We start from the raw sequence: 10,205 nt of genomic DNA on the forward strand, positions 1-10,205 counted from the left end.
GTGATCTTCCTTTCTGCTGTTACACCCGCGCCCCCCCAAACGAGCTGCGGGGCCCGGGGGTGCGCCGCCCCCCGTCTGCGTTCCCAGGCGGTCCGCAGCAGGGGCTCTCCCGCCGACTCCGGTCTCCCCTCAGCCTCAGAGCTGGACGGGCAGGTGGCGGGGGCCGCGAAGCATGGCGTTCTGCCGGTAGGGGGGCGGGTCCTGGACCAGGTGTGCCGTGCCGAGGTGGGGGATCAGCGCGCCGAGCGCAGCCTCGGCTTCGATACGGGCGAGTGGCGCGCCGAAGCACAGGTGGATACCGCTGCCGAAGCCGACGTGCTGGTTGTCCGGGCGGGTGGGGTCGAACCGGTCGGGTTCGCTGAACCGCATGGGATCGCGGCTGCCCGAGGCCAGCGCCAGGATGACGGACGTGCCGCCGGGGATCGTGGTGCCGGCGACGTCGATGTCGACGAGGGGAACCCGCTCGCGCATGTGGACCGGCGGCTCGTAGCGCAGCAGTTCCTCCACTGCTCGCGGCAGCAGGCCGGGTTCCTCGCACAGACGGCGCAGCTGGTCGGGCTGGCGCAACAGGGTGAGGACGCCATTGGTGATCAGATTGACCGTGGTCTCGTGTCCGGCGATGAACAGCAGGATGGTGTTGATCGCGAGGTCTTCCTCGCTGAGCCGTACGGCCGGGTCCGGTTCGTTGACCAGGTCGGAGAGCATGTCGCCGGTGGGCCGACCGCGGCGCTGTTCGGCGAGCCGGAGCAGGTACAGGCCCATCTCCTGCCGTGCCTGGTCGGCCGCCTGCTCCCGTTCGGCGGTGTCACCTTCGGGTCCGATGTCGGCGGACGCGACGAGGGTGTCGGTCCAGTCCTGGAAGAGCTGTTCGTCCGTGTGCGGGATGCCGAGCAGGCGGCAGATCACGGTCACGGGCAGGGGGTAGGCGAAGTCGTCGACGACGTCGATCTGCTTGCCCTCCTGGAACACCTCCGCCAGTTCCTTGGTCAGCTGGACGATCTCGCCGCGCATGGAGTCGACCCGGCCAGGACTGTGCGGCGGCCCGAACGGCCGCATGGTCGAGTTGCGCAGCCGGTGGTGCTCGGGGTCGTCGAGCCGCAGGAACGGCGGTTGTCGATTCACCGGGTACGGAGCGGGAGCGGTGCGCGAGCGCGGATCGGCACTCATCCGGGGGTCGTGCAGCAGCGCGACGATCTCGTGGTAGGTGCCGATCAGGTAGCTGCCGTCCGCCTGCCGCACCGCGGGCCCGGCCTCGCGGAGTTCGGCGTACAGCGGGTAGGGGTCGGGGCGGTTGGCGTAGTCGGTGATCCGGGCCAGCAGGGTGTCGGAGGCCATGGTGGCTCCTTGCGGTGGGGCGGGACGTGGGTCAGCCGGGCTGCACCAGCGTCAGCCGGCGATCCGGCAGGTAACCGGTGACCGCGACGGTGGGGCCGTGCGACAGCCCTCTGGGATCCGGCACGTCGGACGGCATCGGGATGTCGGCCGCGATCGCGCGGTCCTGGGCGCCGGGCGGGGGCGGGAACGGAGCAGCCGTCTCGATCAGGCGCCGGTAGTAGTCGAGCGACTTGGCCATGTCGACGGTGACGGCGGCGGTGACCCGTCCCTGGTAGCCGTAGACCATGGCCAGACGACGCGCCTCCAGGGAGCCCTGGGCGATGATCACGTGGTCGGAGTAGGTGGGTACGCCCACCGATTTGATGTTGAGCCCGAACTGGGTCGACCAAAACGACGGGACGGTCAGGTGCGGGCGCTGCAGGGGGCCCGGATTGAGCATGTTGTGTGCCGCCACCTCGGCCTGGTCGACCGCGTTGCCCCAGTGTTCCAGGGAGAGCATCTGGTAACCGAACAGCGGGTGGGGGAAGCGGGAGACGTCACCGGCCACGAAGACGTCGTCGGTGACGATTCCGTACATGTTGAAGGCCCGGCACCCGGCGTCGCAGGCGATCCCGCGCGGACCCGCCGCCAGTCCGGACTCCGCCAGCCACTCGACGTTGCGTACCGCGCCGAGGGCCACGACGCACACGTCGGCCTCGACGCGGCTGCCGTCGGACAGCTCCGCACCGGCGAAGCTGCCGTTCCCGCGCAGGGCGGTGACCGTCACCCCCGTGCGCAGATCCACGCCGTGGTTGCGCTGCATGGCGGCCGCGAGCTTTCCCAGGGTGCCACCGAGCGCCCCCACCAGAGGTGCGGGGCCGCGTTCGGCGACCGTGACCTCCAGCCCCCGTTCCCGGCAGGCCGAAGCGATCTCCGAGCCTGTGAAGCCGCCGCCGATCACCAGCACGCGCTCCGGCCCGGCGGCCAGCCGGCGGGCCAGTCCTCCGGCGTCCTCGCGGGTGCGCAGGGTGAACACCCCGTCCAGGGTGGCTTCCTCCCGGTTGGGCCAGGGCCGCGCCCGGGTGCCGGTGGCGATCAGCAGCCGGTCGTACGGCAGTGACTCGCCGCCCTCCAGCCGAACCTGTTTCGCGAGCAGGTCCACGCCGGTGGCGCGCACGCCCAGCCGCCAGTCGGCGTCCGGGTCCCGGCGCATCGGCAGTCCGGTGGTGTCCGCCGTCGCCCGGCCGAGCAGCACCTGCTTGGACAGCGGCGGCCGGTCGTAGGGCGGGTGAGGTTCGTCCCCGACCACGGTCAGGGAGCCGGTGAAGCCTTCTTCGCGCAATGCCTCCGCGGCCCTGAGCCCGGCCAGCGACGCGCCGACGATGACGATACGGCCGTCCTTGAGGTCACCGGGCACGGGTGCCCACCTCCTCGCCGAGGAGGATGGCCTGGACCGGGCACGCCGCCGCGGCCTGGCGCACGCGCTCGACCTGGTCGTCGGGGACGGCCGTGGCGTACAGCAACCCTTCCTCGCCGTGCAGTTCGAACACCTCCGGCGCGAGGAAGACGCACTGCGCATAACCCTGGCAGCGCGTGAGATCCACAACGGTCTGCATCCCCACCACTCCCTCCGTCGTCTCGCCCCTCGTTTCCAGAATGGGACCGGACTCGGGCGTCCGCACTCCACGGCTGCGGGCCCCGTGCCGTGTGGCAGCACGGCAACCGGTCGAGAAGGCCGGCATCCTCGCCTCTCATGGCGAGGAGCATGTCAACCGTGCGCGGGTGCCGGCGCTACGGCCGGAACGCGCAGGCGTCCGTCGTGCACCTCGGCGATCCGGTCGGCGGCGGTGAGGTGGGCGCGGTCGTGGGTGACCAGGACGGTGGCGGTGGCCTGCCGATGGGTGAGGCGGGTGATCAGATCGATGACGGCGGCACCTCGCTCGTGGTCGAGGGCGCTGGTGGGTTCGTCGACCAGGAGCACGGTGGGGTCGTTCATCAGGGCGCGCGCGATGTTGACGCGCTGGCGCTGACCTCCGGAGAGCTGATGGGGCCGCCGAGCGGCCTGGTCGGCCAGGCCGACGGCGTCGAGGAGTTCCATCGCCCGCGCGTGGGCCGTACGGGGTCTGCGGCCGTCGATCCGTGCCATGACCTGGAGTTGTTCGGCGGCGGTGAGGGAGGGCAGCAGGTTGGGCTGCTGGAAGACGATGCCTATCTTGTGGCGGCGCAGTGCGGTGAGTTCACCGCGGGTCAGACCGGTGGTGCTGCGGCCGTCGATGGTGACGGTGCCGGTGTCGGGGGTGGTCAGGGTGGCGGCGACCGCGAGAAGGCTGGACTTGCCGGAGCCGGAGGGGCCCACCACGGCGGTCAGGCTGCCCCGGGGAACATCGAGCGTGACCTGGTCGAGGGCGGTCAGGCGGGTGTCGCCGTCGGGGTAGGTGAGGGTGATGTCGGTCAGGTTGAGGCTCATCGGGCGCTCCCCAGGGCGGTCAGCGGGTCGACGGAGGTGATGCGGCGGATGGACAGGGCGGCGCCGAGCGTGCCGAGGAGGATGATCACGGCGGCCGGGACCAGGACGGTGGCGGGGGTGAGCAGGAACGGCACGGCGCTGCCGGTCACCAGGGCGCCGACGGCGGCCGCGATACCGGTGCCGATCAGGGTGCCGCCGGCGAGCAGGACGACGGCCTGTCCGAGGGCGTCCTTGAGCAGGTCGGCGGTGGAGGAGCCCAGGGCCTTGAGGACGGCGACATCGCCGCTGCGCTGGATGGTCCAGACGGTGAAGAAGGCCCCGATGACCAGGGCGGAGATGGCGAAGAGGAAGCCGCGCATCAGTTGCAGGGAGCCGTTCTCGGAGGTGTAGGAGCCGATCGCGGACAGTGAGGCCTCGGTGGAGACCGTCCTGGTGCCGGCCCGACGGTCGATGGCGGCCACATCGGCCCGGGACGTGGTGTCCAGGGCGATGACGGTGGCGGTCGGGCCCGTCGTGGTGCCGGTCGGCGGTGCGGTCTTCTGCCAGGTGTCCAGGCTGGTCCAGACGACCGGGGTGTGGCTGAAGTGGGCGTCGCCGTCGACGGAGGCCACCTTCAGTCGCCGGCCTGCCAGCGTGAGGGAGTCGCCCGTCCGCACGCCGAGGCTTTCGGCGGCCGCGGTGGACAGCACCACCGCGCTGTCGCCGATCTTGCCGCTGTCCGGGGCGAGGCGGGAGCCGGGCTCGACGCCGAAGGCGGAGACACCGGCGCTCCTGTCCCCGGCGGTGGCCTTGGTCGTGGTGATCCCCAGCGGTTCGGCGCTCTCGACACCGGGTGCCGCGGACCACTGCTGCCATTGGCGCCGGGTGACGGTGGAGTCGGCGTACGACAGACCCTGCCCGCCGGTGGGCGCCTGGAAGGCGATCCTGTCGGCCGGCAGCCCCGTGATCGCGGAGATGTTCTGCCGGCCCAGTCCGGCGGTCAGTCCGGACAGCAGTCCGACCAAGAGGGTGATCAGCACGATGACGGTCCCCATCAGGGCGAAGCGCCCCTTGGCGAACTTCAGGTCTCTCCAGGCGAGAAACACGGCGTTGGCCTGTCCTTTGCGACGGTGGAAGCGGTACGGCTCCACCGTCGCGGTCACCCCCTCCTGCGCGCGTCTGGCGCAGGACCGCACTTGGCGGGCCGAAAGGCGGGACGCAGGTTCCAACTTTCGACAGAGGCCCCGGAACGCCGGTCTCCGTAACCTGGGACGCACTGTGAACACCGCTGCCCCCGCCCTGACCCCGACCACCCGTGCCCTGGCCTGGTGCCTGCACCTGCTGGTCATCGGCCTGCTCGCGCTGGCCGCCGGCCGGGCCGTGGCCGACGGCCGGCCCCACGCCGGAGCGATCGTCGCCGCATCGGCGGCGTGCGCCCTGGTGTACGCGGTCGGGCCCGTACTGCCGGGCGTACGCCGCTCGCGGCGGGCCGCCGTGCTGTGGCTGGCCGCCGTGGGCGCCTGCTGGCTGGTGCTGCTCGTCCTGTCCCCGGACGCCGTATGGGTGGCCTTCCCGCTGTATTTCCTCCAGCTGCATCTGCTGCCGCGCCGCGCCGGACTGGTGGCGGTCGTCGCCACCGCCGCGGCCGCCGTCGCGGGCTTCGCCGCCCACCAGCACTCCTTCAGCCCCGCCATGGCCATCGGCCCCGCGATCGGCGCCGCCGTGGCGGTCGCCGTGGTCTGGGGGTATCAGGCTCTGTACCGCGAGAGCGAGCGCCGCCGCAGACTGATCGAGGAACTCACCGCCACCCGCGCGGACCTGGCCGCCGCCCAGCACACCGCCGGGGTGCTGGCCGAACGCGACCGTCTGGCCCGCGAGATCCACGACACCCTCGCCCAGGGCCTCTCCAGCATCCAACTGCTGCTGCGCGCCGCCGAACGGGCACTGCCCCAGGCACCGCAGAACGCGGCCCGCTATGTCGAACAGGCCCGCCAGGCCGCCGTCGACAACCTCGCCGAAGCCCGCCGTTTCGTCGCCGCGCTCACCCCGCCCACGCTGGAGGGTTCCACTCTGGCCGACGCCCTGGAACGTCTGTGCACCACCACGTCCGCCCGGCACCGGCTCACCGTACGTTTTCACCTCACCGGCGACCCCGTCCCGCTTGCCACCGCGTACGAGGTCGCGCTGCTCCGTATCGCCCAGTCCGCCCTGGCCAACACGGTTCGCCACGCCGAGGCCACCACCGCCGACATCACCCTCGGCTACCTCGGTGACCGCGTCGCCCTGGACGTGGCCGACGACGGGCGCGGCTTCGATCCAGCCGGCCTGCCCGCCCCCGACCCCGAGGCCGGCGGGTTCGGGCTGGCCGCCATGCGCGCCCGCGCCCACGCGCTAGGCGGCACCCTCACCGTCGAATCCGCCCCCGGCCACGGCACCGCCCTGGCCGCCCGGCTGCCCCTGACCCGACCTTCCGAGACCCAGCCCGAGGCCCGCCCGTGACCGACACCCCCATCCGTCTGCTCCTGGCCGACGACCATCCCGTCGTACGGGCGGGGCTGCGCGCCGTACTGGAGACCGAACCCGGCCTCGTCGTCATGGCCGAAGCCGCCACCGCCGAGGAGGCCGTCACCCGCGCCGCCGAAGGCGACATCGACGTCGTACTGATGGACCTGCAGTTCGGCAGAGGCATGGGCGGCGCCGAGGCCACCGCCCGGATCACCGCCAGGCCGGGCGCCCCGCGCGTGCTGATCGTCACCACCTACGACTCCGACGCCGACACCCTGCCCGCCATCGAAGCCGGTGCCACCGGCTACCTCCTGAAGGACGCCCCGCCCGAGGACCTGGCCGCGGCCGTACGCACCGCGGCCACGGGACGTACGACGCTGGCGCCGACGGTCGCGGACCGGCTGATGAACCGGCTCCGCGCCCCCGGCACCGCCCTGACCCGGCGTGAGACGGAGGTCCTCACCCTGGTCGCCGAGGGCCTGTCCAACCAGGCCATCGGCGACCGGCTCCACCTGACCGAGGGAACCGTCAAGTCCCATCTGGCCCGCGTCTACGCCAAACTCGACGTCGACTCACGCACCGCCGCCGTCGCCACCGCCACCGACCTCGGTCTCATCCGCCGCTGACCGCGCCGGGCGACCGTCGCACCGCGCCCGGCCTCGTTCCGACGATGCCCGCCGACCTCGTCAGAACTCCTCCTCGACGGTCTCGTCGACCGGTTCGGGCCGCGGCCGGTCAGGAGGTCGGTCGCGGGACCCGCCCCGTCGCCTCGGCTTCCTTCGGCGCCGCGGGTGCCGTCTGCTTCGGGCCCCGGCCCCGCCCTCGGCTGAGCTGCACCCCGACCGCCGCGGTCGCCAGGCCCAGCGCCGCGGCCGTGTACCAGACGATCCGGAAGTCGTGGTGCGAGGTGGCGTCGGCATGGGAGCCGACGGCCGCGACCAGGAGGGCGACGCCGATCGTGGCCGAGATCTGGCGCACCGAGTTGACCAGCGCCGACCCGGTCGCCGCACGGTGTCCCGGCACGGCCTGCACACCGGCGGCCACCAGGGTGCCCAGGGCCAGGCCCACTCCCGCACCGGTCAGCAGCTGGCTGGGCAGCAGCTCACTCGCGTAGTCCGGGGTGACCGACGCGAAGACCGCGAACCAGACCATGCCACCGGCGAAGAGCACGCCGCCCGCCGCGATCAGCGGTCCCTGACCGAAGCGCTGCGCGGTGCGGGTGGTCAGCACGGTGACGATCGGCACGAGCGCGGGACCGGGAGCCAGGGCGAGACCGGTACGCAGCGCGCTCCAGTGCCAGACCTCCTGACACCACAGCACGTTCGACAACAGCATGATCGAGAAGGCCACGCCGAACAGGAGGCTGCCCGCGCTCGCCGCACCGAAGCGCGGCAGCCGCAGCAGGTCCAGTTCGAACAGCGGACGGGGGTGCCGCCGGGACCGGAGCAGGAACGCGACGCCGGCGATCACGGCGACGGCCAGCAGCAGTACGATCGCGCCGCTGGTCCAGCCCCGGTCGGGGGCCTGCACCAGCGCCCCGGACAGCGACGCGATCGAGACGATGACCAGCAGGGCGCCGACGAGGTCGGGCAGCGGCCCGGTCTCCTGCGCGGCCGGCTTCGGCAGCGCGGACCGGCCGACGACGAGCGCCGCGATGCCGATGGGCAGGTTGACGGCGAACACCCACCGCCAGTCCACCTCGGTCAGCAGGCCGCCGACGACGGGCCCGGCGGCCGCGGCGAGTCCGCCGACCCCGGCCCAGCCGCGGGTGGCCTGGGTGCGGCGCTCGGCCGGCACCGCGGCCAGCAGCAGGGCCAGGGAGGTCGGTATCTGGGCCGCCGCCCCCGCGGCCTGCACCACGCGGGCCGCGATGAGGGTCTCCAGGTTCGGGGCCAGGGCACAGCCCAGCGACGCGAGGGTGAACAGGGCGATCCCGGCGAGGAAGACCGGCCGCTGCCCGATGCGGTCACCGGCGCGCCCGGCCACCACCAGCAGTGCGGCGAAGGTGATCGCGTAGGCGTTGAGGACCCAGGACAGCGAGCCGAGTCCTGCCGCGCCGCCGGCTCCGGAGAAGTCCTCTCCCACGGCGGGCAGCGCGACATTGACGATCAGCAGATCCAGGTTGGTCATGAAGACGGCCACCAGGACGACTGCGGCGGCCGCCCGAGGGTGCTTTGAAAACTGAAGCAGCGTGGACATGGTGGCAACCCAAGCACAGGGTGATTTGGAAATCAAACCTTGCCGGGTGATACTGAGAACATGACCACACGCATCGACCCCCGGGAGATGGCGGGGCGCCCGTGCTCCCTCGCCGCGGCCCTCCAGATCATCGGTGACCGCTGGGCCCTGCCGGCGATCCGCGAGGTCATGCTCGGCAACCACCGCTTCCGGCAGATCGCCAGGAACACCGGCGCCCCCACGGACCGGCTCGCCGCCCGGCTGAAGGCGCTGGTGGAGAGCGACGTCCTCGAACGGCGCCCCCTGCCGGACGACCCCCGCTACGACGGCTACTACCTGACGGAGGCCGGGCGCGATCTGGGGGCCATCACCCGCGAGCTGATCGGCTGGGGCGACCGCTGGGCCGTCACCGCACCGCCCGCCCGGATCCGGCACCGGGATCATGAACTCGTCACCCACACGGTGTGCGAGACCTGCGGCGAGCAGGTCCACGGGGAGGACGTCCACCGGGACGACCTCGTGCCGGGCTGGGACGAGTCGGGCCCGGTGCCGACGCCGTAGACGGAGGCCGCCCACCCGAGCGACCGCCGTAGACGGAGGCCGCCCACCCGAGCGAGATCCAGGTCCGGCATGATCGACGGCGCCCGGCCGGCGCGCGGCGCCGGCATGGTGAGAAAGGGAGCGACATGCTGGAGACCGTGGGCCTGACGGCCGACGAGAGCGAGGTGTACCGCCTTCTGGTCGCCGCCGGAACGGCGTCCGCTCAGGACATCTCCGACCGTTCGGCCTTCGACGTCGTGACCGCGCGGCTGCTGCTGCGCGCGCTGGAGCACAAGGGCCTGGCGTCGGCGGCCGAGGACGGACCCGAGTGGTTCACGGCGGTGCCGCCGCAGGTGGCCCTCATGCCCCGGCTCCAACGTCACTTCGACGCCCTGGAACAGACCCGGGCCGCCGTCCACGAACTGGCCGAGACACACCGCCGCAGCGCATGGGCCCGGAACACCGGCGAGGCCGTCGAGATCATCACCGGCGCGGCGGCACTGCGCCAGCATCTGCGCCAGCTCCAGCACGGCGCCGGCCGCGAGATGATGTGGTTCGTGAAGGCCCAGTACGTGGCCATGTCCCCGGAGAGCAACCAGGAGGAGTACGACGCGCTGGACCGGGGCGTGCGCTATCGGGCCCTGTACGAGCAGGCGTACTTCGACGACCCCGACTCGGTGGACTACGTCGTCAAGGGTGTGCGCGCCGGCGAGATCGCCCGGGCGGTGCCTGCGCTGCCGCTGCGGCTGGCGATCGCCGACCGCTCGGTGGCCATCCTCCCGCTGGCCGCCTCGGGCACGTCCCGCAAACCCCGGGAACTGCAGGCCGCGGTGGTGCGGGAGAGCAGCCTGCTCGACGCGCTCATCGCCCTGTTCGAACACCACTGGGAGATCGGTGCCCCGCTCCGGGTGACCGAGGAGGGCCGGATCGGCGGTGCCGGCACCCTCGATGCCGCCTCGCCGGTCGGCGAGGACCGGCACCTGCTCTCCCTGATGGTCGCCGGCATGACGGACGAGGCGATAGCCGGACAGCTGCGGGTCAGCAAGCGCACCGTCCAGCGGCGCATCCAGGGCCTGATGAGCCTGGCGGGCGTCGCGACCCGTATGCAGCTGGGCTGGCACGCGGCCCGCCGCGACTGGCTCTGAGCACGACGGACACCGTGACCGGCTCTGAGCACGACGGACACCGCCACGCGCACGGGCAGGGCCCGCCGGACCGGTCC

Annotated in this window: 10 protein-coding genes; 4 read left to right on the plus strand and 6 right to left on the minus strand. The window is 72.6% G+C overall.

What is annotated here, in order from left to right; translation table 11 throughout:
- Positions 1 to 135: 135 nt before the first annotated feature.
- The 5 genes from ABT085_RS38000 to ABT085_RS38020 all read right to left on the minus strand — a co-directional run bounded on the left by ABT085_RS38000 (position 136) and on the right by ABT085_RS38020 (position 4,866).
- Positions 136 to 1,335, minus strand: coding sequence for a cytochrome P450 (locus ABT085_RS38000; protein WP_351618932.1), 1,200 nt, complete (start codon positions 1,333 to 1,335; stop codon positions 136 to 138).
- Positions 1,336 to 1,366: 31 nt separating this feature from the next.
- Positions 1,367 to 2,731, minus strand: a complete 1,365-nt coding sequence (locus ABT085_RS38005) for an NAD(P)/FAD-dependent oxidoreductase (protein WP_351618935.1) — start codon at positions 2,729 to 2,731, stop codon at positions 1,367 to 1,369.
- Positions 2,721 to 2,930, minus strand: a complete 210-nt coding sequence (locus tag ABT085_RS38010) for a ferredoxin (RefSeq protein WP_351618938.1) — start codon at positions 2,928 to 2,930, stop codon at positions 2,721 to 2,723. Before ABT085_RS38010 ends, ABT085_RS38005 begins: the two co-directional genes overlap by 11 nt.
- 152 nt (positions 2,931 to 3,082) lie before the next feature.
- Positions 3,083 to 3,781 (minus strand): ABC transporter ATP-binding protein, encoded by a 699-nt coding sequence (locus tag ABT085_RS38015; protein WP_351618941.1) that lies wholly within the window; start codon positions 3,779 to 3,781, stop codon positions 3,083 to 3,085.
- Positions 3,778 to 4,866, minus strand: a complete 1,089-nt coding sequence (locus tag ABT085_RS38020; RefSeq protein WP_351618958.1) for an ABC transporter permease — start codon at positions 4,864 to 4,866, stop codon at positions 3,778 to 3,780. The genes ABT085_RS38015 and ABT085_RS38020 overlap by 4 nt, the downstream gene beginning before the upstream one ends.
- A 172-nt stretch (positions 4,867 to 5,038) precedes the next feature.
- Here ABT085_RS38020 and ABT085_RS38025 point away from each other — a divergent pair, with 172 nt between their 5' ends.
- Both ABT085_RS38025 and ABT085_RS38030 read left to right on the plus strand, forming a co-directional pair.
- The gene (locus tag ABT085_RS38025) at positions 5,039 to 6,259 is read left to right on the plus strand and encodes a sensor histidine kinase (RefSeq protein ID WP_351618944.1); all 1,221 of its coding nucleotides are present in this window, start codon (positions 5,039 to 5,041) and stop codon (positions 6,257 to 6,259) included.
- Positions 6,256 to 6,891 carry a response regulator gene (locus ABT085_RS38030; RefSeq protein WP_351618947.1) on the plus strand — a complete coding sequence of 212 codons (636 nt, stop codon included), beginning with the start codon at positions 6,256 to 6,258 and terminating at the stop codon, positions 6,889 to 6,891. The genes ABT085_RS38025 and ABT085_RS38030 overlap by 4 nt, the downstream gene beginning before the upstream one ends.
- Before the next feature lie 109 nt (positions 6,892 to 7,000).
- Here the strand turns inward: ABT085_RS38030 and ABT085_RS38035 are convergent, their stop codons facing one another.
- A complete protein-coding gene (locus ABT085_RS38035) occupies positions 7,001 to 8,464 on the minus strand; it encodes a DHA2 family efflux MFS transporter permease subunit (RefSeq protein WP_351618950.1) in 1,464 nt (487 codons plus the stop codon).
- A gap of 60 nt (positions 8,465 to 8,524) precedes the next feature.
- Here ABT085_RS38035 and ABT085_RS38040 point away from each other — a divergent pair, with 60 nt between their 5' ends.
- A complete protein-coding gene (locus ABT085_RS38040; protein WP_351618952.1) occupies positions 8,525 to 9,004 on the plus strand; it encodes a winged helix-turn-helix transcriptional regulator in 480 nt (159 codons plus the stop codon).
- Positions 9,005 to 9,129: 125 nt separating this feature from the next.
- Positions 9,130 to 10,128, plus strand: a complete 999-nt coding sequence (locus ABT085_RS38045) for a helix-turn-helix domain-containing protein (RefSeq protein ID WP_351618955.1) — start codon at positions 9,130 to 9,132, stop codon at positions 10,126 to 10,128.
- The last annotated feature ends 77 nt before the right edge of the window (positions 10,129 to 10,205 follow it).

This window comes from Streptomyces sp. NPDC002265, assembly GCF_040296125.1.
In the GTDB taxonomy this organism is placed as follows: Bacteria; Actinomycetota; Actinomycetes; order Streptomycetales; family Streptomycetaceae; genus Streptomyces.

Coding starts and splice junctions, on each gene's coding strand:
- ABT085_RS38000 (WP_351618932.1), bottom strand. CDS start 1,335: ATGGCCTCCGACACCCTGCTGGCCCGGATCACCGACTACGCCAACCGC.
- ABT085_RS38010 (WP_351618938.1), bottom strand. CDS start 2,930: ATGCAGACCGTTGTGGATCTCACGCGCTGCCAGGGTTATGCGCAGTGC.
- ABT085_RS38015 (WP_351618941.1), bottom strand. CDS start 3,781: ATGAGCCTCAACCTGACCGACATCACCCTCACCTACCCCGACGGCGAC.
- ABT085_RS38035 (WP_351618950.1), bottom strand. CDS start 8,464: ATGTCCACGCTGCTTCAGTTTTCAAAGCACCCTCGGGCGGCCGCCGCA.
- ABT085_RS38040 (WP_351618952.1), top strand. CDS start 8,525: ATGACCACACGCATCGACCCCCGGGAGATGGCGGGGCGCCCGTGCTCC.
- ABT085_RS38045 (WP_351618955.1), top strand. CDS start 9,130: ATGCTGGAGACCGTGGGCCTGACGGCCGACGAGAGCGAGGTGTACCGC.